Consider the following 21,668-nt stretch of genomic DNA (forward strand, 5'->3'; position numbering starts at 1 on the left):
TCCCCGAGGCGGATTGGCAGCAGCTGCTGCCACATCGCCCGACGTCCACCTCGTGCTGGGACCGACTGCTCGCCGCGCTTCACCCTCTCCGTCCGGAAGCCCCTCTCGCGCTCCTTCGCGCGAGACCTGACGTCTGCCTGACGTCGCCGCGCTCCCGTCGCCCTGTGCTGACCGGCAGCTCTGCAACAGCTGTTGCAGAGCTGCCGGAGCCCACTGATCGGACGGCAACCGTAGGCGCGTCCGCCGCACGGAGCCTGACGTCCAGCGCGGCCGGCACTGTGGCGACAGCTGTCGCCACACTGCCAGCCGTCAGTTCTGACCCCAGATACGCCGCGCGACGGACCCCGCCGCCGGCCCACCTCCCCCAAAGGTCGCAAGCCGGGTTCCCCGCTGCGCCCGATGCACCCGGACCCCCGCGTTGACCAGCATGGATGCAGGTCGCGAGCCCCCATCCGGAGACGTTCCGGACGCTCGCGACGAAGGAGGTCGACATGGGCACGCCCCCCCGTCCGCCCGCTCGCAGTGCCGCGCTCGCCGTCGCCGGGGCGGTGCTCGTCACGACCCTGACCGCGTGCGCCGGCGCCGCCGGTGCGGCACCGGAGCCGCGTACCCCCGAGCCCGCGTCGACCGCCGGCCTCACGCAGGCCGACGTCGACGCCTGGCTCGACGAGACGATCCCCGACGCCCTCGAGGAGGGGCGCATCGCCGGCGCGACCGTGTCGGTCGTGCACGACGGCGAGATCCTCACCGCCCGCGGCTTCGGTGAGGCCGACGTCGCCGCGGGCACGCCGGTCGACCCGGACGGCACGCTGTTCCGGGTCGGGTCGGTGTCGAAGATGTTCACCGCGACGGCCGTCATGCAGCTCGTCGAGGACGGCCGGGTCGACCTCGACACCGACGTCGAGCAGTACACCGACCTCGGGCTGGACCTCGAGCACCCGGTCACCCTGCGGCACCTGCTCACCCACACGCCCGGGTTCGAGGAGCGCATCGCGGGCCTCATCGGCACCCCCGGGTCGTCGGCGGACCTGCGCGCGAGTCTCGTCACCGACCCGCCCGAGCAGGCGTTCGTCCCCGGCACCACACCGGCGTACTCCAACTACGGCAACGCGCTCGCCGGGTACGTCGTCGAGGCCGTCAGCGGGCAGCCGTTCGAGGAGTACGTCGCCGACCACGTCCTGGCGCCTACCGGCATGACGTCGTCGTCGTTCGCGCAGCCGCTGCCCGCCGACCTCGCCCCGCACGCCGCGCTCGGGTACGCGACGTCGGACGACGCGCCGACGCCGTTCGAGGTCGTCGGCCAGCCGCCGGCAGGAGCACTGAGCGCCACCGCCACCGACATGGCGCGGTTCATGCTCGCGCACCTCGGCGAGGAGCCCGGTGCGCAGGGCGGCGAGCCGATCCTGTCCGACGCCACCCGGGAGCTCATGCAGCAGCCCGCGCTCGACGCCGACAGCCTCGGCGCGCTCGCCGACGGCCCCCGCATGGGCCTCGGCTGGTTCGACGAGTCCCGCCACGGGCACCGCGTCGTCGGGCACGGCGGCGACACGACCGCCTTCCACTCCCACCTGCAGCTGTGGCCCGACGACGCCACGGGCCTGTACCTGTCGCTGAGCAGCACGGGCGCCGGCGGCGCCGCGTACCTGCTGCGCGACAACCTGCTCGACGGGTTCGCCGACCGGTACTTCCCCGCGGACGGTGCGGCCACCTCCAGCACCGTCGACGACGCGACCCGCGCCGAGCACGCGCAGTCGATGGCCGGCGCCTACGAGAGCACGCGCGGGTTCCACTCCACGTTCCTCACCGCGCTGGGGCCGGTGCAGCCGACCCGCGCGGAGGTCGTCGACGGTGACCGCGTCCTGTTCACCCCCGGGCCCGGGCAGCCCGGGCCGGCCGTGTACGAGGAGATCGAGCCCTGGGTGTACCAGCAGGTCGACGGTCACCGCGTGCTCGCGGTGCAGACGGACGACGCGGGTCGCGTCGAGCTCGTCGGGCACGACTCGGCGATGTCGATGACCCCGGTCGGCGCGGCCCGCTCGGCGGCGGTGCCGGTGCTCGTGGGTGGCGTCGCGGTGCTGCTCCTGGCGCTGCTCGCCTGGCCCGTCGGGGCGGCCGTCCGGGCCGTGCGTGCACGCCGGGCGTCGCGCGCCACGTCGTCCGACACCACGTCCGGGACGTCGTCCGGCCCGGCCGCCGTCGGCGCCTCCCCGACGACCCACCGGGGCCTGCGCCTGCCTCGCACGCTGACCCGCATCGCGTCCGCCTCGGCCGTCCTCGCGCTGCTGGGCTGGGCCTACGTCGTCGTCACGCTGATCGGGCTCCAGCCCGTGCCGTCGCTGCTGCTGCGGGGCGTACAGCTGCTCACCGGGGTCGGCGTACTGGGCCTGCTGGCGGCCGTGTGGCGGCTGGTCGCGGAGCTCCGCACCGGGACCGGCTGGTTCCGCGTCGCCGGGGCGTCGCTCACGGTCGCGGCCTTCGCCGCGGTCTCGTGGTCCGCCAACCTGCTGCTCCTGACCTCTCCCGACATCACCTACTGAGCCGGCGGCACGGGAGGATGTCCGTCATGGAGACCGCCCGGGCCGTCGTCCCCGAGGCGTGGTGGGCCGAGCGCCTGTCACGCCTCGGGGTGCGCGGCCCCCTCGCGCGCGACGTTCTGCTGTCCGCCGTCGTCGCCGTCGTCATGCTGGGGATCACGCTCGGGACGGTCGCCATCGCTCCCGACGGCGACGCCCCGACGGCCCTGGTGCCGGTGCTGCTGCTCGTCGTCGTGCAGGCCTTCACGATCGCGCTGCGGCGCGTCCGGCTGCCGCTCGCGGTAGCAGGGGCCGTGGTGACGCAGGTGGCGCTCGTGGCGCTCGCACCGGAGATGTCGGTGCGGAGCCTGGCGCCGTTCGTCGTCGCCGCGACGCTGGGGACCACGCTGCCCGCAGGCCGGGCCCTGCGGTGGGCCGCCGCGGTCGCCGGGGTCGAGGCGACCGCGACCGCGGTCACGGTCGTGATCGTCGGCGCCAGCGGTGAGGCCGCGCTCAGCCACGCGCTGTCGGCGGCGCTCGTGTGGCTCGCGTCCGCGCTGGTCGGGACGTACGTCGCGACGCGGCGCGAGCACCTGCGGCTCGTGCAGGAACGTGCGGCCGACCTCGAGCGCGAGCGCGACGCCCGGGTCCGCGCGGCGATCGTCGACGAGCGGGCCCGCCTGGCCCGCGAGCTGCACGACGTCGCCGCGCACCACCTGTCCGGCATGGTCGTGCAGGCGGCGGCGGTCGAGCGGCTCGTCGGACGCGACCCCGACGCCGCGCGGGCCGGTGCCGTGTGGCTGCGGGACCAGGGCCGCGAGACGCTCGACAACCTGCGGCAGGTCGTCGGGCTGCTGCGCGGCGACGACGCCCCCGACGGGACCGCGCCGCTGCCCGGGCTCGCGGCGCTCGGCACGCTCGTCGGCGCCGCGCGGGACCTGGGCGACACCGTCGAGGTCGCGGAGGTCGGCACCGGCGCACCGCTGCCGCCGCTCGCGGACGTCTCGCTCTACCGGGTCGCGCAGCAGGCACTGACCAACGCGCGTCAGCACGCGCCGGGCGCGCCCGTGCGGGTGCGGGTCGAGCGCACACCCGGCGTCGTGGCGCTCGAGGTCGTCAACGGCGCGCCCGCACGGACGGTGCGGCCGGCGCGGGGGACGCGCGGCGGGGCCGGGCTCGCCGTCATGCGGGAGCGGGCCGCGCTCGTCGGCGGCACCCTCGACGCGGGCCCGACGGACGACGGCGGATGGCGTGTGCGGCTGCGGGTGCCGGTGGACGAGCTGCCCGTCAGCGGGGCACGGAGCGACGACGACGGGACGGTGGGCGTGTGATCCGGGTGGTGCTGGTCGACGACCAGGCGGTGGTGCGCGCGGGGTTCCGCGTGCTGCTGGAGGACGTCGGCGACCTGGAGATCGTCGGCGAGGCGGCCAGCGGCCCGGAGGCCGTCGCGGTCGTGCGGCGGACGCACCCGGACGTCGTCTGCATGGACGTGCGCATGCCCGGGGGCGACGGGCTGACGGCCACGCGGCAGATCGTCGCCGACCGCGACCGCGACGGCGCGACCCTGCCGGCCGTGCTCGTCGTGACGACGTTCGACCTCGACGAGTACGTCTTCGGGGCGCTGGAGGCCGGGGCCGAGGGGTTCGTCCTGAAGGACTGCGACCCCGAGGACCTGGCCGACGCGATCCGGCGCCTGGCCCGCGGGGACGGCATGCTCGACCAGTCGGTCACGCGGCGCGTCATCGCGGAGTTCGCGCGCCGCCGCCCCGCACCCACTCCTGGCGCCGAGGCGGACCTGCTCACCCCACGCGAGACCGACATCGTCCGGCTGCTCGCGCAGGGCCTGTCCAACGCGGAGATCGCCGACGCGCTGTTCGTCGAGCCGTCCACGGTGAAATCCCACCTGGGCCGCGCGATGACGAAGCTGGGCACCCGCGACCGACTGCAGACGGTCGTCTGGGCCTACCGCACGGGCCTGGCCACCCCCACCTGACCCGCTCGCCCCACCCCACCGCGAGAGGTCATTCCAGCCCGCGGAACCGGGGCTGGAAATGACTTCTCGGCACCCCGGGGGCGGTGTCGCGGTGGCGATGTGACCCGCCCTCTCCAGCGCGCGTGACTCGTCACTCGTCTGGAGGGTTATCGGATCGTGACCTGTCATGAGAACCCTCTAATCGGACATTCTGGGCGCGCCGGTGACCGTCCCACCGGTCGGCAGGTCGTCGTGGACCTGCTGCCGTCCACGTCTGCGAGGCCCCTCCGTGCAGCTCCCCCGTCCCCGTCGCGTCCTGGCCGCCACCGTGGCCGCCGTCGCGGCGCTCACCACCGTCACCACTGCGGCCACGGGCGCCGCCGCGGCGACCGCCTGTCCCGACGTCGAGCTCGTGTTCGCCCGCGGCACGGGCGAGGCCGCCGGGCTGGGCATCGTCGGCCGCCCTCTCGAGCGGGCGCTGGCCGCCGAGCTGCCCGGCCGCAGCGTCGTGGCCACCGCCGTCGACTACGCCGCGAGCTCGTCCCAGGCCAGCGCCGGTCCCGGCTCGGGCGACATGGTCGCGAAGGTCCAGGCCCGGGCCGCGGCGTGTCCCGCGACGCAGTTCGTCCTCGGCGGGTACTCGCAGGGCGCGACCGTCACGGACCTCGCCCTCGGGATCCGGACGGGGGTCACGGCGGGCACCGCACTGCCCGCCGACCTCGCCCCGCGCGTCGCTGCCGTCGTCGTCTACGGCAACCCGCTCGGGCTCAGCCGTCGCACGATCGCGCAGGCCGCCCCCACGTTCGCCGCGCGCGCCGTCGAGTTCTGCAACTCCGGCGACCCCGTCTGCGAGTCCGGCGGCGGGCGGTTCTCGGCACACCTCACCTACGCCACCAACGGCACCGTCACGCAGGGGGCGCAGTTCGCCGCGAGGCTCATCGGCTCCGGCGCGCCCGTCCCGACCCCCACCGGGACGGCGGCCCCCACCCCTGCCCCGACGACGCCTGCCCCGGGCGCCGGGTGCGTCACCGCGAGCACGCGGCAGCACGTCCGCGACGGCCGCGCCGTCGCAGTCTGGCTGCGCACGTACGCGCGCGGGTCCCGCGACGCCCTCGGCCTCCTGAGCAGCCGCAACGAGGTCGCGCTGCAGCTCTCCGACGCGGACACCTGGAGCCTGGTGGCCTCCTGCTGACCCGCCCCCGCACACGAGAGGTCGATCCCGCCCCGTCCCCCGGGGCAGGATCGACCTCTCGGCGTCTGGGTCGTGTCAGGCGATGGCGAAGCGGCGGGTGGCCAGGACCTCGGCGATCTGGACCGCGTTGAGCGCCGCACCCTTGCGCAGGTTGTCGCTGCTGATGAACAACGCGAGCCCGCGACCGTCGGGCGCACCCTCGTCCTGCCGCAGGCGACCGACGAACGACGGGTCCTGACCGGCGGCGACGAGCGGCGTCGGGACGTCGGCGAGCTGCACGCCCGGCGCCGTCGACAGCAGCTCGGTCGCACGCTCGACCGTGATCGACCGGGCGAACTCCGCGTTGATGCTCAGCGAGTGACCGGTGAAGACCGGGACGCGCACGCACGTGCCCGACACCAGCAGGTCCGGGACGCCGAGGATCTTGCGCGACTCGTGCCGCAGCTTCTGCTCCTCGTCGGTCTCGTGCAGCCCGTCCTCGACGATCGACCCCGCGAGCGGGATCACGTCGAACGCGATCGGCGCGACGTACTTCTCGGGTGCCGGGAACGCGACCGCAGCGCCGTCGTGCACCAGCGCGAGCGTGTCCTGCTCGACGGCCGCCCGGACCTGCGAGTCCAGCTCGCGCGCACCGGCCAGCCCCGAGCCGGACACCGCCTGGTACGTCGAGACGACGAGGCGACGCAGCCCGGCCTCGTCGTGCAGCACCTTGAGGACCGGCATCGCGGCCATCGTCGTGCAGTTGGGGTTCGCGACGATGCCGATCTCGATCTCGTCGAGCGCCTCGGGGTTCACCTCGGACACCACGAGCGGCACGCGCGGGTCGCGGCGCCACGCCGAGGAGTTGTCCACGACGACCGCACCCGCGGCGGCGAACCGCGGCGCGTGCTCCTTGGACGTCGAGCCACCCGCGGAGAACAGCGCGATGTCGATGCCGGACAGGTCGGCCGTCGCGACGTCCTCGACGACGACGTCGTCACCGCGCCACGGCAGCGTCGTGCCCGCCGAGCGCGCGGAGGCGAAGTACCGGATCGACGCCACGGGGAAGTCCCGCTCGACCAGCAGCCGGCGCATCACGGCGCCGACCTGACCGGTCGCCCCGACGACTGCGACCCTCAGACCCTCAGCCATGTCAGCGCCCCGTCCCGCCGTACACGACGGCCTGGGTCTCGGCGGCGTCCAGCTCGAACGCCGTGTGCACGGCCCGCACGGCCTCGTCCAGCGAGTCCGCGCGGGTGACGACGGAGATGCGGATCTCCGACGTCGAGATCATCTCGATGTTGATGCCGGCCTCGGACAGCGCGGCGAACAGCCGGGCCGAGACGCCCGGGTGCGACTTCATCCCTGCACCGACGAGCGAGAGCTTGCCGATCGTGTCGTCGTACTGCAGGGACTGGAACCCGATCGTCGGCTGGTCGGTCGTCAGCGCGGACGTCGCGCGCGCACCGTCCGTCGCCGGCAGCGTGAAGGAGATGTCCGTCAGCCCCGTCGCGGCCGCGGACACGTTCTGCACGATCATGTCGATGTTGACGCCGGCGCCGGCGACGACCTCGAAGATGCGCGCGGCCTTGCCCGGCACGTCGGGTACGCCGACGACCGTGATCTTGGCCTCGGTGCGGTCGTGCGCGACGCCCGCGATGATCGGCTGCTCCATGCTGGGGTCCTCCTGGTTGGTCACGAGCGTGCCGGTGTGCGTCGAGAACGACGAGCGCACGTGGACGGGCACGTCGTACCGGCGGGCGTACTCGACGCAGCGGGGCATCAGCACCTTCGCCCCGCTCGCCGCCATCTCGAGCATCTCGTCGTAGCCGACGCGGTCCAGCTTGCGGGCCGTCGGCACGATGCGGGGGTCGGCGGTGAACACCCCGTCGACGTCGGTGTAGATCTCGCACACGTCGGCCTTGAGGGCCGCGGCCAGCGCGACGGCCGTGGTGTCGGAGCCGCCGCGACCGAGCGTCGTCACGTCGTTCGTCGACGGGTTGACGCCCTGGAAGCCGGCGACGATCGCGACCTCGCCGCGCGCGATGGTGTCCTTGATGCGGCTCGGCGAGACGTCGATGATCCGGGCCTTGCCGTACACCTCGTCGGTGATGACGCCCGCCTGCTGACCGGTGAACGACTTGGCCTCGACGCCCAGGTTGTTGATCGCCATCGCGAGCAGCGACATCGAGATGCGCTCGCCCGCGGTCAGCAGGATGTCCATCTCCCGCACCGGCGGCAGCGGCGTGACCTGCTGCGCGAGGTCGATGAGCTCGTCCGTGGTGTCCCCCATGGCCGAGACCACGACGACCACGTCGTGCCCGGCCTTCCGCGTCTCGACGACCCGCTTCGCGACGCGCTTGATGCTGGCGGCGTCGGCGACGGACGAGCCACCGAACTTCTGGACGATGAGAGCCACGGCTTCGGGACGCTTCCGGTGGGCGGGCGGGGAACCCCGTGAGTGTAGGCCGGGCCCAGGATGCGGACGCCCGGTATTCCGTATGACGGACGGCCGTCCGAGTCCGGGACGAAAGGGTTCGGGGACTGCCGCACCGGCCGGTCGCACGCGAGTGTGCCCACATGACCCCACTGCGACCTGCCCCGCGCCTGCGCGCGGCCCTCACCGCGGCCGTCGCCGCCATGCTCGCCCTCGGCGGTGTCGTCCTGGCCGTCCAGGCCCAGGCCGCCCCCTCGTGCACCGTGGGCGGGACGGGGACCACCTGGCCCGGGGGCTTCGTCACCGAGGTCCGCGTGACCTCGGGTGAGGCCCTCTCGTCCTGGACCCTCACCTGGACGACCCCCCACACCGTCACCAACGCGTGGAGCGCGAACGTCCAGCAGACCGGGACGACCGTGACCGCCACCAACGCGCCCTGGAACGGGCAGGTCGCCGCCGGCGGCGTCATCTCGTTCGGGATGCAGGGCACCTACGCGGGGTCCACGTTCGTCAGGACCATCGACTACCGCCTCAACGGCGTGCTGTGCGCCGGGCAGACGCCCCAGACGCCGACGCCGACCTCGAACACCCCCACGCCCACCCTGTCACCGACGCCCACGCCGTCACCGACGCCGACGCCCACGCCGTCGCCGAGCGACACGCCGTCGCCCACGCCCACGCCCTTCCCGACCCCGACGGCGACGCCCACCCCGACCCCCACGCCCACCCCGACCCCGACTCCCACGCCCACGACCGACCCCGGCGACTGCACCAGCGCGTTCTGCGACGGCTTCGAGTCCCAGACGGGCACCGCACCGGCCGCACCGTGGACCATCGTGCAGCCCGACTGCTCGGGCACCGGCACCGCGAGCATCGACTCCTCCGTCGCCCGCACCGGCACCCGCTCGCTGCGCGTCGACGGCGCCGTCGGGTACTGCAACCACGTGTTCGTGCAGGCGACCGGCGCCGTGTCCGGCACCGGCCCCACGTACGTCCGGTTCTGGGTCCGTCACACCACCGCGCTGCCGACGTCGCACGTGACGTTCGTGGCCCTGAAGGACGCCAACGACAGCAACAAGGACCTGCGCATGGGCGGCCAGAACGGCGCGCTGCAGTGGAACCGCGCCGGCGACGACGCGACCCTGCCCGAGCAGAGCCCGTCGGGCGTCGCGCTCAGCAAGCCCCTGCCGACCGGCCAGTGGTCGTGCATCGAGGCGCTCGTCGACCCGGCCGGCCGGCTGACGACGTGGCTCGACGGCACGCAGGTCACGGGCCTGACCGCCGACGGCACGCCGACGCACGACGTCGACGGCCAGTGGCACAACAAGCCGTGGACGCCGCGCCTGCTCGACCTCAAGCTGGGGTGGGAGAGCTACGGCGACGGTGCCGACACCCTCTGGTACGACGACGTCGTCGTGGCGTCCTCCCGCACGGGCTGCTGACGGAGCCGGATCGCCCTCTCACCGGACGCGGGCTGGGGCTGGATCGCCCCCTCACGTGAGAGGGCGATCCGGCCGTCACACCACGGTGCGACGGCCGGCCGCAGGCGGTCCACCTGCGGGTGGACCCGCGTCGGCGCCCCGCGCTCCTAGCGTTGCCCCATGCCACCCGACGACTCCCCCGCGCAGCCCGGCGGTCCCGCACCCGACACGGGCCCCGGCCCCGAGGTCGGCCCCACGACGGCTGCGGCCGTCGCCCTCGCACCCCGCCCCCTCGGCATCGAGGTCACCGGCCTGCGGCGCGCGTTCGGGGCGGTCAAGGCCCTCGACGGCGCCGACCTCGTCGCCCGTGCCGGTGCCGTGACCGCGCTCGTCGGGCCCAACGGCTCCGGCAAGACGACGCTCCTGCTGGTCCTGGCAGGTCTGCTGGTGCCCGACTCCGGCCAGGTCCGTATCGCCGGCATCGACCCCGTGACGGACAGCGCCGCCGCGCGGGCCCGCACCGGGTGGATGCCCGACGCGTTCGGCACCTGGGACTCCCTGACGGCCCGCGAGGTCCTGGCGACGTTCGCCGACGCCTACCGCGTCGGCCGCGCGACCGCCGCGACCCGGGTCGACGAGCTCCTCGAGACCGTGCACCTCACCGAGTACGCCGACCAGCCCGCCGCGGTGCTGTCGCGCGGCCAGAAGCAGCGCCTCGGCCTGGCGCGCGCGCTCGTGCACGACCCGCAGGTGCTGCTGCTCGACGAGCCGGCCAGCGGGCTCGACCCGCGCTCGCGCGTCGACCTGCGGATCCTGCTGCGCCGCCTCGCCGACGAGGGCCGCACGGTCCTGGTGTCGTCGCACGTGCTGACCGAGCTCGACGAGATGGCCGACGACGCGGTGTTCCTCTCGCGCGGCCGCACCGTCGCCGGGATGTCCGACGCGGACGTCGCGAGCGGGCGCCGCACGTGGCACGTGCGCACGCTGTCCCTGCCGGCGCTGACGGGGTGGCTGGACACCGCCGGCGTCGCGTACCGGCTCGACGGTGCGATCCGACCCACCGACGTGTCCCCCGACGGCGTCGCCCCCGCGGGCGGCGTCCTCGTCGACGTCGACGGCGAGATCGGCGCGGTCGCCCTGCTGCGCGACGTCGTCGCCGCCGGAGTCCCCGTCGTGTCGTCGGCGCCCGCCGCCGGTGCGCTCGAGCAGGCGTACCTCGCCCTGGAGGAGGAGCGGCGATGACCGCGACGACCACCCCGCAGACCCCGCAGACCGCACCGACCGCCACCCGCGCGGTCGGCACCTGGACCCTCACGCGGCACGGCGTGCGCACCGTCACCGCCCTCGAGCTGCGTCAGCGTGTGCGCTCGTCGCGCTGGAAGGCCGCGCTCATCGTGTGGTTCGTCGTCGTGGGGGCGATCACGCTCCTCGCGGGCGGCGCCCTCACACTCTTCGACGACTCCGCCGCCACGTCCGACGAGGCCGGCGACGTGCTCTTCATCGTCGTCACGGCCCTGGTCCTCGGGCTCGGCCTGCTCGTGACGCCGACCCTCACGTCGACGGCCGTCAACGGCGACCGCGCCGCCGGAACCCTCGCGACCCTGCAGGTCACCCTGCTCTCCCCGGCGGAGATCGCGGCCGGCAAGCTGCTCGCCGCCTGGCTGAGCGCGTGCGCGTTCCTCGTCGTCAGCCTGCCGTTCTTCGTCATCGCCCTGGTGATGGGCACCGTCCCCGTCGCGACGCTGCCGCGCGTCGTGCTGCTCACCGCGCTGCTGCTGGCCGCCGTGTGCGGCATGGGCCTGGGCTGGTCGACGCTCGCGGCCCGCCCGGCCGGGTCGACCGTCCTGACGTTCGTCACCGTCGCCGCGCTCACGGTGTTCACGCCGATCTTCTTCGGGCTGACCTTCCCGTTCCTCAGCACCACCCAGGAGGTCCAGGTCTACGGCGTCCCGGACGACTACTGGATGGAGATGGACGACGAGAGCGGCATGCCCGCCGACGAGCCCGTCTGCGAGCTGAGCGTGCAGGAGCGTGACATCGCGCGGACCGAGTGGACGTGGTGGCTGCTGGCGATCAACCCGTTCGTCGTCGTCGCCGACGGCGCCGTGCCGGACTCCGCGTCGAGCACCGGGTCGTCCGCCGCGTTCACCAGCGGCACCACGCAGGCGCTGCGCGACCTGCGCCTCGGTACGGCCGAGATCATCGACGAGTGCTGGCAGGACGACGACACGTCCGACGTCGTCCCCGTCCGCACCGGCGCCGGACCGGTCTGGCCGTTCGGCCTCGCGGTGAACCTGCTGCTCGGCGCCGCCGGGTTCGTCGTCGCCGTCCGACGCCTGCGGATCCCGCAGCGCACCCTGGCGCGCGGCACGCGAGTGGCCTGACGCGCCCCACGACGCCGCCCGCCGGCCGCGTCCGCCCCCGCCCGCCGGTCATCGCCTCCGGTGGGCGGTCAGGCGGCGGTCGGCGGGCGGACCAGCGCGCTCAGGGCTGCAGCGCGTCGTACTCCGCCTCGGCTGCGACGTCGTCGTCGACGTCCAGACGCACGTGCGCGAGGATCGTCTGGATCGCGCGCAGCGTGCTCGCCGCACGCTCGCCCCAGTCGGCCAGGTAGCTGAACTGCCACCACCACAGGGCCTCCAGCACGTGCCCGCGCTCGTGGTGCGCCAGGCCCTGCGTGACCGCCCCGACGATCGCGACGAGGTCACCGGAGATCGACGCCTCCTCGACCTGCGGCCCGAGCAGCGGGTCGATGACCTCGACGTACTCGTCGATGCCGTCGAGCAGGTTCGCGAGGTTGGCGCGCAGCGGCTCGAGGTCCGCGTCCGGGCCGACGTCCGGCTCGAACCGGGACGGCGGGACGACGTCCGTCGTCGCACCGAGCCGCGCACCGGCCGCCAGCAGGTCCGACAGCGCGAGCAGCAGCAGCGGCAGGGACGCCTCCGGTGCCGATCCGGCAGCCACCTCGGTGACCGTCGTGAGAAACCCCCGCGACTCGGACGCGACCGCGTCCGCGATGTCCTTCAGGTCCGCGTCCGCCACGACATGCGCGTCGTCGGTGCTCATGAGCTGCCTCTCGTCGTCGTCCACGTCACGCGCTCAGGCGCCGTCGGCCCTCGAACGCCCGACCCAGGGTGACCTCGTCCGCGTACTCCAGGTCGCCGCCGACCGGCAGCCCCGAGGCCAGTCTGCTCACGGTCAGCCCCATCGGCACCAGCAGGCGTGCCAGGTACGTCGCCGTCGCCTCGCCCTCGACGTTCGGGTCGGTGGCGAGGATGACCTCGGTGACCGTGGCGTCGGCGAGGCGCGACATGAGCTGCGCGATGCGCAGGTCGTCCGGCCCGACGCCCGCGATCGGGTTGATCGCGCCGCCGAGCACGTGGTACCGCCCCCGGAACTCGCGGGTCCGCTCGATCGCGACGACGTCCTTGGCCTCCTCGACCACGCAGATCACCGCGAGCGAGCGGCGGGGGTCCCGGCAGATGCGGCACTGCGGCTCCTGCGCGACGTTGCCGCAGATCTCGCAGAACACCACGCGCGCCTTGACCTCGGTCAACGCGTCCGCCAGCCGACGCACGTCGGCCGGGGCCGCCGCGAGGATGTGGAACGCGATGCGCTGGGCACTCTTGGGGCCGACCCCGGGCAACCGCCCGAGCTCGTCGACCAGGTCCTGGATCGCGCCTTCGTACACCCCGCCAGACTAGTTCCCCGCGGCGCCGGCACCGGCGCCGGCGCCCGGTGGCGGTCGGCGCGAGGGGGCTGGGTCGCGGTCGGCACGGGGTGCGGGGTTGGTGATGCCCGGCGCCACCACGCCTGCACGCCTGACCCGGACGCGAGCGAGAACGCGGCCGTGGAGTTCACCCGGTCGCGGCCGGCACGGGGTGCGCAGGGTTCGTCGTGCGCAGGGTTCGTCGTGCTCAGGTTCGTCGTGCTCAGGTTCGTCGTACGCAGGGTTCCTCCTGCGCCGCGTGACCGACCCCGCACCTCACGCTGGTCGCGTGGTGCGACGGGCCGGTGCGTCAGATGCCGTCGATCTGCTCGTCGATGACGCGCCCGCCGAGGACCTGCGCGACCAGCGGCGCCCCGACGAGGCCGGACTGGCCGATCGGGGGGTCGTCCGGGGACGGCTCGTCGGGCTCCAGGTTGCGGCCACGCGACTGCGCCGCGGCACGTGCGGCGGCCACACCGCGCTCACGGGCGGTGCCCCGCGCGGGGCCTGCCGCACTCGCCGCGTCCGCTTCGCCGGGCGCCGGCCGGGCGCCGGTCGCACCCGTGGTGTCGGTCGCCCGTGTCGGGCCGGTCGCGCCGGCGGGTGCGTCCGTGCGGCCGTCGCCGGCCGCGGGCGGTGCCGCGGACCCGGTGCGGTGTGCCGCGGTCGGCGCGCCCGAGGGCCCGGCAGACGGGCGACGCGCGGGCGGCGCACCGTTGCGCCACGGGTCGTCGGGCTCGTCGCCCGGCGGGATGTCGTCGTCGGGGTGGACCACGACCGGTGGTCCCCCGCGGTCGGCGTCGGTGGGGGCATCCGGTCGGCCACCTGCCGGTCCGTTGCGTGCGCCCCCCGGCTCGTCTCCCGGGCCGGACTCCCAGGGTGGGACGGTGCGGGGGCCGGCACCGGATGCGGAGCCGTCCGTGGTCGCGGCCTCGCCGGGAGCGTGGCCGCCTGTGCCGGACGGGTCGGCGGCGGGACGCGGCGTGGTGGACCCCGCACCGGCGTGCGTCGGGCCGGCCGGCCGGTCGCCCCCACGTCGTGCGGGGGCGTCGACGGCGGGCGGCGGGGCGGTGCGGGGTGCAGTGCGGACCGGCTCGCCCCACGAGGCCGCGGCGCGCTCGGGCGACATCGCGCCCGGCTGGTCGGGCACGTCGGACGCCGACGCCGCCTGCGCGCTCGTCCCGCCGGGCTCGTCGAGCACCGCCTCGACGCGGGCCGTGACCCCGAGCGTCTCCGAGAGCGCCCGCGCGACGACCTCGCCGTGGTTGCTGTTGCGGAACGTCGTGACGAGGCCGGGCTGCGCGAACCCGAGCCGCAGCGTCGTGGCGTCGAGCTCGAGGATCTGCGCGTGCTGGTTGACCAGCGCCCACGACGGCAGCCGCAGCCGTCGCAGCGTCGTCAGGACGTCGGGCCACCGGCGCCGCAGCATCTCGGTGTCCGCCGCGGCGGCGACCGCGCCGGGGGCCGGGGGGGCGGCAGCCGCGGGGCGCTCCGGTGCGCTGGGCGCGACGGACGCGGGGGGCGCCTCGGCCGTGGGGGGCGCCTCGGCCGCGGGGTGCGAAGCGGCCGTGGGCGCCGCTTCGGGGCGATCCTCGAACGGGGAGGACGCAGCCTGTTCGGCGGGCACCGGCTCGCTCGCACGTGGCTCGGTCGCGCGTGGCTCGGTCGCGCGTGGCTCGGTCGCGCGTGGCTCGGTCGCGCGAGGTGCCGTCGCGCCCGGCGGGGGCGTCGGGCGCTCGGCCGTGCCGCCCGTCGGCCCGCCCTGCGGAGCGTTCACCATCGGCGCATCCACCGGTGCGGCGGCGTCGGGCACAGGCGCGTCGTGCCCGCCGACACCCGCCGACGCAGCCTCCCGCTCGGGCGGCTCCGCCGCCGCACCCGGCGACGCGCTGCCCGCCGCGGGGACGCTCGTCTCCGGGGGGGTGCCCGCGGGGCGGCCGGACACCATTCCACCCGGCACACCCGGGACCTCCGCCGCTGCCCCGCCCACCGGCAGGCCGCGCTCGAGCCGGTCGAGGCGCGCACCGTGGCCGGACCGGGAGTCGTCGACGCTCGGCAGCAGCAGCCGGGCCATGAGTAGCTCGAGGTGCAGCCGCGGCGACGTCGCGCCGACCATCTCGGTCAGCGCGGCGTTGGCGAGGTCGGCCGATCGCGAGACCTCCGACATGCCGAGGTGGGTGGCCTGGCGACGCATGCGGTCGAGCTGGTCGGCCGGGACGTCGCGCAGCACGGCGCCGGCGGCCTCGCCGGACGCGGCGATGATGATGAGGTCACGCAGCCGCTCGAGCAGGTCCTCGACGAAGCGTCGCGGCTCGTGGCCCGTCGCGATCACGCGCTCGACGACGCGGAACGCGGACGCCCCGTCGCGGGCGGCGATGGCGTCGACGAGGTCGTCGAGCAGCGACGTGTGCGTGTAGCCGAGGAGCGCGACCGCGCCCTCGTAGTCCAGTCCGGCGGGGCCGGAACCGGCGATGAGCTGGTCGAGCACCGACAGGGTGTCGCGGACGGACCCGCTGCCCGCCCGGACGACGAGCGACAGCACGCCGGCGCCGACGGTCACGCCCTCGGTGGCGCACAGCTGCTCGAGGTACGGCACGAGCACGTCGGGCGGTACGAGCCGGAACGGGTAGTGGTGGGTGCGCGAGCGGATCGTGCCGATGACCTTGTCGGGCTCCGTCGTCGCGAAGATGAACTTCACGTGCGGCGGCGGCTCCTCCACGATCTTGAGCAGCGCGTTGAAGCCCTGCGGGGAGACCATGTGGGCCTCGTCGAGGATGAAGACCTTGTACCGGTCGCGCGCGGGGGCGAACGTCGCGCGCTCCCGCAGCTCACGGGCGTCGTCGACGCCGCCGTGGCTGGCCGCGTCGATCTCGACCACGTCGAGCGACCCGCTGCCGCCGCGCGCGAGCTCGAGGCACGACGGGCACACGCCGCACGGGGTGTCGGTGGGGCCCTCGGCGCAGTTGAGGCAGCGGGCGAGGATGCGCGCGCTCGTCGTCTTGCCGCACCCGCGCGGACCGGAGAACAGGTAGGCGTGGTTGGACTGCCCGGAGCGCAGCGCCTGCCGCAGGGGTGCGGTCACGTGGTCCTGCCCGATGACCTCGGCGAAGGACTCGGGCCGGTACCTGCGGTACAGCGCTGTCGTCACGCCCCGAGCCTAAGCGTCACCGCCGACACGGCACGCCGCCTCGGCGACCCGGACCTGACGCCCCGGGGCGGGACGGGGGTCAGTCCGCGCGGACGACCGTGTCCGCCAGGACGCGGTGCAGCAGCGGGCGGGACGACTCCGTCGCCGCCAGGACCAGGCCGACGCCGACGGTGAGGCTGACGAGCAGGAGCAGGAGCCCCGACGGGTCCGTGACCGCGGCCATGCCGAACAGCGGGAAGAACATCACCAGCGCCGCGGCCGCCGACCCGACGGACACGACCAGCAGCGGCACCAGCACCTCGCGACGCCGCACGCGGTCGAACAGCTCGACGGGCACCCCGGCGAGCCGCGCGAGCGCGAGCTCCCGCCGCCGGTCCAGCACCGCGGCGGCCTGCGCGATGCCCGCGGACACGGCCGCGAGGACGAACGCGATCGCCAGCGTGAGCAGCGCACCGGTCAGGATGTCCGCGGTGACCATCGCGGACACCGGGTCCTGGCCCGGCTGCGTGAGCGCCGGCACCACCGCGAGGCATCCCGCGACGAACGACGCGAGCCCCAGCCCGCCGACGACGCGCCACACGGCCCGGGGGTCGTCGAGCAGCCGACGCGCCGCGAGCAGCTGCTCGGGTGTGCGGGCGCGCCGCAGCCGCACCCGGCCCAGGACGCCCAGCAGCCACGGCCCGACGGCGTTCATCGTGAGGAACGCCACCGCGAGGCACGTCAGCAGCGCACCGACGAGCAGGGCGGCGAGCATCTGCCCGAACGCGGACACGGCCATGAAGGCCCCGACCGCCAGGACGGCGACGACGACCCGCGCGGCCCTCAGCCGGGGTCGCGCCTCCCGCCGCGCGACGCCCAGCGGGGACACGACGACGCGTCGCAGCGACACCGCCCCGCTGACGCCGGCGAGCAGCGGCACCGCGAGCCAGGCGAGCAGCACGGCGGGCACGCCGACCCACAGCTCGCCCGCGGTGAACGGCCGACCCTGGAACGGGACCTGCGTCCACACCGGCAGCAGCGCGCCGTACAGGACGGTCCCGGCGACCGCACCGGCCAGGCCCTGCAGCGCGGTCTCGACCAGCGTCAGGCCGAGGACCTCGCGCGGCGTCGCGCCGACGAGCCGCAGCGCCGCGAGCCGTGCGTCGCGCCGCGCGACGCCGAGCCGTGCCGCGGCACCGCCGAGCGTGGCCAGCGGCACCACCAGCAGGATCGTCGCGGTGACCGCGAGCGTCACGTAGAAGCCGCCGGCCTCCCGGTCGACGTCCGTCACCGGCTGCGCCGCACGCGCCATGAAGCCGAGCAGCGCCGCCACGACGGACAGCGTCAGCGCGGTCGACACCGCGAACGCGGTGACCGCGAGGACCGTCGTCGTGCGGCTGTCGCGGCCGCCCGCGCGCTGCAGCCGCGGCGCGAGCGCCAGGACCGGGTTCAGGCTCACCGCGCACCGCCCGTGCCGAAGACGTCGGCGACGCGCGCCGCGCCGAGGTCCGCGGGCAGCGGCCGCCGCCCCGCCGCGCGCTCCCCCGGCCGCGGCCCGACCCCGCCGGTCGTCGTCGAGCCGGGTGCCACGACGAGCCCGTCCCGCATGTCGATGCGCCGGTCGCACCAGGCCGCGACATCGGCGTCGTGCGTGACGACGACGAGCGACGCGCCCACCGCACGCGTCGACTCGACCAGCAGCTGCATGACGTCGTGCCCCGTCGACTGGTCGAGGGACCCCGTCGGCTCGTCGGCGAACACCACCTCGGGGCGCGTGACGAGGGCGCGCGCCACCGCGACGCGCTGCGCCTGACCGCCGGACAGCTCGCCCGGCCGACGCCCGCCCTCGACCCCGAGCCCCAGCGCCGCGAGCCACCGGTCGGCGGCCCCCTCCGCGTCCGCGCGGGACGCGCCCGTGAGCATCGCCGGCAGCGCGACGTTCTCGCGCGCCGACAGCTCCGAGAGCAGCTGGCCGAACTGGAAGACGAACCCGTAGCGCCGACGGCGCAGCAGCGACCGCTCCTTCTCGGACAGCCCCTGCACCTCCTGCCCGCGCAGCATCACGACCCCGCCCGTCGGCACGAGGATCCCGGCCAGCACGTGCAGCAGCGTCGACTTGCCGGAGCCCGACGGCCCCATGACGGCCAGGGACTCGCCGTCCGCGAGGTCGACGTCGACGCCCGCGAGCGCCGGGGTCTCACCGAACCGGTGCACGAGGCCGCGGGCCGCCAGGCGTGGCGTCGCACCGGCCCAGGCGGACGTCGCGGGCGCGTCGAGCGGGCGGGCGTCGTGGGATGCGGGGGCGGGCGGGCCGGGCGAGGTGGGGGCCGGGTGCGTCATGCCCCCAGCGTGCGGGGGTGCGGGGTCCCGGGGCGTCCGGCGACGGACCCGTCCGCTCGCGCGGGGACTGCGACCGCGGGGGGACCCGGCGGGCGGCGGCGCCCGCCCCGGGTCGCACGCCGACGCGTCGTCGGGCATGCAAGGACCCCCCGCACACCCGCCAGAGCTCGCCTGCCCTTGCTGCCTTCCGGCCCTGGGGGAGTTCAGCGAGATGACGCCGTACGAGGGGTCTGTGCACCACTTTAGCCCAGGACCCGGGACGACCGTGACGGCCGGCGGGCCTCCACGGGCGGACCGGGCGGGCGCGTCGTCAACGACCCACCGGGGGGAGCCGCTGCGTGGGCGGCCCGTCGTCGCCGTCCTGCCGGGCGATGCGCTCGGTGGCCGGGCCCCCGGCCTGGGGGGTCCGACGCACGCGCGCGGTGCCGCTCGACGTGACGCTGCGGCGCGGCGGGCGCGACGCGGGAGGCAGGCCGGAGTCGGCCGAGGGCGCGGGCTGCACGGCCCCCGCCGACGCGCGGGGCGGGACGCCGCCCGTCGTGCGTGCGGAGTCGCGGCGCGGCGCCGGTGCGGTGCGCATCGGCGCGGTGGGTGCGGGCTCGACGACCTCGGCGTCCACGACGTCCTCGGTGCCGGCCGGGCGGGCGGGCTCGGGCTCGGCCTGCGGGGCGGGCTCGGGCGCCGGGGGCGGCGTCGGGGCGGCCGGGGTCGGGGCGGCGGGCGTGGTCGCGGCAGAGGGCACCGCGCGCTGCCCGGCGGCGCCGCGGGCCGGGTCGTTGGCACCCCACTCGGGCCAGTCGGCGAGCGCGTCGTCGTCGTCGGGCGCGGTGGCCTGCGTCGGGACCTCGCTGACGGTCGGCGTCGCACCGGTGGCCGTGACGGGGCCACGTGCGGTGGCGTCGGCGGGGCCGGCGGACCGGTCGACCGGCGCGGTGGCGTCCGTGCGCTCGACGGGCGCCGGCAGGAGGCGCGCGGCGCCCCACAGCCCGAGGCCCAGGACGACGGTGTACGTGCCGCCGAGCACCAGCAGCACGGCGACCGCGACGCGCTCCGGGACGTCCAGCGACAGCGCGAGCACGACGCCCAGCACCGTCACGACGACGCCCCACACCCACGCCACGACCGCGAGGCGGTGCACGACCCCCGGGTGCCCGCGGCGCAGCGCGACGACCGTGCCGAGCGCGCCCACGAGGGTCGTCACCAGCGCGACCGCGGTGACGACGAGCCACGTCGCAGCCCCCTGCACGGCGAGCACCAGCAGCCCGACGAGCACCATCGCCACGGCGGGCAGCGTCAGGAGGCCGAGCACGACGCCGGCGAGCGGCGCGCGCCACGCATCGCCCTCCCAGCGGTCCGCCCACCGGTCGGACGTCACGTCGGGGGCGGGGCCGGAGGCGTACGGCGGGTGGTCCTCGGGGCGCTGCGGCCGGTCGTCAGTCATGGGACCACGCTAACGAGCGCGGGACGATCCGGACATGCGTCCGCCTCCGTCCCGGCCGACCTGCACCGTCCCCTCACACGACGTGGCGCGCGCAGGGCGTCCGGCGCCCGGCCGCCGCGGCGGGCCATGATGGTCGGCATGCCGACCCCGAGCACCGCCCGCCCCGAGCCGATCCGCGCCGCGTCGTCGCCCATCCGGACGGCACGGGGGTCCGTCGCGGTCGTCGGCGGGTACGTCGTGTCCGTGGCGTCCGCGCCGCTCGACGGGGCGACCGTGCTCGTCGAGGACGGCGTGGTCACGGCCGTCGGCACCGACGTCGTCGTGCCCGACGGGGTCCGGGTCGTCGACGCCCGCGGGCGGTGGGTGCTGCCGGGGTTCGTCGAGGCGCACGCGCACATGGGCGTGATGGAGGAGGCCGAGGGCTGGGCCGGCGACGACACCAACGAGAAGACGGGGCCCAACGGTGCGGCGCTACGTGCGATCGACGGGATCAACGTCGAGGACGAGGGGTTCCGGGACGCGCTGGTCGGCGGCGTGACGTCGGCCGTCGTCAAGCCGGGGTCGGCCAACCCGATCGGCGGGCGGACGGTGGCGATCAAGACGTGGGGCGGGCGGACCGTCGACGAGCAGGTGATCCGGCACGACGTGTCCGTGAAGTCCGCGCTCGGGGAGAACCCGAAGCGCGTGTACGGCGAGCAGAAGAAGCTGCCGTCGACGCGCCTGGGCGTGGCCGCGGTGATCCGGCAGGCGTTCCTCGACGCGCAGGGCTACGTCGCGCGTCGCGACGCCGCGGCCGCCAAGGGCGAGCCGTTCGACCGCGACCTCGCCAAGGAGACGCTCGCGGCCGTGCTGGCCGGTGAGCTGGCGTGGGACCAGCACACGCACCGCGCGGACGACATCGCCACGGCGCTGCGCCTGGCCGACGAGTTCGGGTACCGCCTCGTGATCAACCACGGCACCGACGCCGCCGCCGTCGCGGACGTGCTGGCCGAGCGGGACGTGCCGGTGATCTTCGGGCCGATGTTCACGTCACGCTCCAAGGTCGAGCTGCGCAACCGGTCGATCGCGCACCTGGGCGTGCTGGCGCGCGCGGGCGTGCGGGTCGCGATCACGACCGACCACCCGGTCGTGCCGATCAACTTCCTGGTGCACCAGGCGTCGCTGGCCGTGAAGGAGGGGCTGGACCGGGACACGGCGCTGCGCGCGCTGACCGTCAACCCCGCATCGTTCCTGGGCCTGGACGACCGGGTGGGGGCGCTGACGCCGGGGCTCGACGGGGACGTCGTGGTCTGGTCGGGCGACCCTCTGGACGTGAACTCGCGCGCCGAGCACGTCTTCGTCACGGGCACCGAGGTCTACACGTGGGACCCGGCGGCCCGCGGCGGCCTGGGCGAGGGCCGCGTCCGCGAGCGCGGGGAACGCTTCACCCCCTGACCACTCACTCCCGGCCCCGCCCCGCCCGCGAGAGGGCGATCCAGCACTGTCGGTCTCAGCACTTGGACCGCGCCGGTACCGAGACCGGGCTGAGTCGTCGTCT

Annotated in this window: 16 protein-coding genes and 1 other RNA gene; 8 read left to right on the forward strand and 9 right to left on the reverse strand. The window is 75.6% G+C overall.

All coding sequences use genetic code 11. The features are described from left to right. Window positions 1-491 precede the first annotated feature (491 nt). From OKX07_RS17610 to OKX07_RS17625, 4 genes are all read left to right on the forward strand, one after another. Window positions 492-2,537: a serine hydrolase domain-containing protein gene (locus OKX07_RS17610; protein ID WP_265629287.1), complete on the forward strand. Its 2,046-nt coding sequence runs from the start codon at window positions 492-494 to the stop codon at window positions 2,535-2,537. A gap of 26 nt (window positions 2,538-2,563) precedes the next feature. Next, a complete protein-coding gene (locus OKX07_RS17615) occupies window positions 2,564-3,844 on the forward strand; it encodes a sensor histidine kinase (protein ID WP_265629288.1) in 1,281 nt (426 codons plus the stop codon). Continuing rightward, complete coding sequence (locus tag OKX07_RS17620; protein ID WP_265629289.1) at window positions 3,841-4,506, forward strand: response regulator; 666 nt, start codon at window positions 3,841-3,843, stop codon at window positions 4,504-4,506. The genes OKX07_RS17615 and OKX07_RS17620 overlap by 4 nt, the downstream gene beginning before the upstream one ends. Window positions 4,507-4,774: 268 nt before the next feature. Next, window positions 4,775-5,677 (forward strand): cutinase family protein, encoded by a 903-nt coding sequence (locus tag OKX07_RS17625; protein WP_265629290.1) that lies wholly within the window; start codon window positions 4,775-4,777, stop codon window positions 5,675-5,677. A gap of 75 nt (window positions 5,678-5,752) precedes the next feature. Here OKX07_RS17625 and OKX07_RS17630 read toward each other — a convergent pair whose 3' ends face one another. Together OKX07_RS17630 and OKX07_RS17635 are read right to left on the reverse strand one after the other, a co-directional pair. Then, window positions 5,753-6,808: an aspartate-semialdehyde dehydrogenase gene (locus tag OKX07_RS17630; protein ID WP_265629291.1), complete on the reverse strand. Its 1,056-nt coding sequence runs from the start codon at window positions 6,806-6,808 to the stop codon at window positions 5,753-5,755. 1 nt (window position 6,809) lies between these two features. Next, window positions 6,810-8,075 carry an aspartate kinase gene (locus OKX07_RS17635; protein ID WP_265629292.1) on the reverse strand — a complete coding sequence of 422 codons (1,266 nt, stop codon included), beginning with the start codon at window positions 8,073-8,075 and terminating at the stop codon, window positions 6,810-6,812. Window positions 8,076-8,236: 161 nt separating this feature from the next. Between OKX07_RS17635 and OKX07_RS17640 the strand changes: the two genes are divergently transcribed. The 3 genes from OKX07_RS17640 (at window position 8,237) to OKX07_RS17650 (ending at window position 11,898) form a co-directional block, all read left to right on the forward strand. After that, window positions 8,237-9,535 carry a cellulose binding domain-containing protein gene (locus tag OKX07_RS17640; RefSeq protein WP_265629293.1) on the forward strand — a complete coding sequence of 433 codons (1,299 nt, stop codon included), beginning with the start codon at window positions 8,237-8,239 and terminating at the stop codon, window positions 9,533-9,535. Between the two features lie 159 nt (window positions 9,536-9,694). Next, complete coding sequence (locus OKX07_RS17645; protein ID WP_265629294.1) at window positions 9,695-10,756, forward strand: ABC transporter ATP-binding protein; 1,062 nt, start codon at window positions 9,695-9,697, stop codon at window positions 10,754-10,756. Continuing rightward, on the forward strand, window positions 10,753-11,898 hold the full coding sequence (locus tag OKX07_RS17650) for an ABC transporter permease (protein ID WP_265629295.1): 1,146 nt from the start codon (window positions 10,753-10,755) through the stop codon (window positions 11,896-11,898). The genes OKX07_RS17645 and OKX07_RS17650 overlap by 4 nt, the downstream gene beginning before the upstream one ends. A 100-nt stretch (window positions 11,899-11,998) precedes the next feature. Here OKX07_RS17650 and OKX07_RS17655 read toward each other — a convergent pair whose 3' ends face one another. From OKX07_RS17655 to OKX07_RS17685, 7 genes are all read right to left on the reverse strand, one after another. Continuing rightward, the gene (locus tag OKX07_RS17655; RefSeq protein WP_265629296.1) at window positions 11,999-12,580 is read right to left on the reverse strand and encodes a DUF5063 domain-containing protein; all 582 of its coding nucleotides are present in this window, start codon (window positions 12,578-12,580) and stop codon (window positions 11,999-12,001) included. 25 nt (window positions 12,581-12,605) lie between these two features. Beyond that, on the reverse strand, window positions 12,606-13,205 hold the full coding sequence (gene recR, locus OKX07_RS17660; protein ID WP_265629297.1) for a recombination mediator RecR: 600 nt from the start codon (window positions 13,203-13,205) through the stop codon (window positions 12,606-12,608). A 328-nt stretch (window positions 13,206-13,533) separates the two neighbouring features. Further along, window positions 13,534-16,371: a DNA polymerase III subunit gamma and tau gene (locus OKX07_RS17665; protein ID WP_265629298.1), complete on the reverse strand. Its 2,838-nt coding sequence runs from the start codon at window positions 16,369-16,371 to the stop codon at window positions 13,534-13,536. A gap of 79 nt (window positions 16,372-16,450) precedes the next feature. Continuing rightward, entirely contained in the window at window positions 16,451-17,809 is a 1,359-nt protein-coding gene (locus OKX07_RS17670) for an FtsX-like permease family protein (RefSeq protein WP_265629299.1), read from the reverse strand. Next, the gene (locus OKX07_RS17675; protein WP_265629300.1) at window positions 17,806-18,690 is read right to left on the reverse strand and encodes an ABC transporter ATP-binding protein; all 885 of its coding nucleotides are present in this window, start codon (window positions 18,688-18,690) and stop codon (window positions 17,806-17,808) included. The genes OKX07_RS17670 and OKX07_RS17675 overlap by 4 nt, the downstream gene beginning before the upstream one ends. Window positions 18,691-18,827: 137 nt before the next feature. After that, an RNA gene (ffs, locus tag OKX07_RS17680) (signal recognition particle sRNA small type) lies at window positions 18,828-18,924 on the reverse strand. Between the two features lie 76 nt (window positions 18,925-19,000). Further along, window positions 19,001-20,131 carry a hypothetical protein gene (locus OKX07_RS17685; protein WP_265629301.1) on the reverse strand — a complete coding sequence of 377 codons (1,131 nt, stop codon included), beginning with the start codon at window positions 20,129-20,131 and terminating at the stop codon, window positions 19,001-19,003. Window positions 20,132-20,269: 138 nt separating this feature from the next. Here OKX07_RS17685 and OKX07_RS17690 point away from each other — a divergent pair, with 138 nt between their 5' ends. Beyond that, window positions 20,270-21,565 carry an amidohydrolase gene (locus OKX07_RS17690; protein ID WP_265629302.1) on the forward strand — a complete coding sequence of 432 codons (1,296 nt, stop codon included), beginning with the start codon at window positions 20,270-20,272 and terminating at the stop codon, window positions 21,563-21,565. The last annotated feature ends 103 nt before the right edge of the window (window positions 21,566-21,668 follow it).

This window comes from Cellulomonas sp. S1-8, from assembly GCF_026184235.1.
In the GTDB taxonomy this organism is placed as follows: Bacteria; Actinomycetota; Actinomycetes; order Actinomycetales; family Cellulomonadaceae; genus Cellulomonas.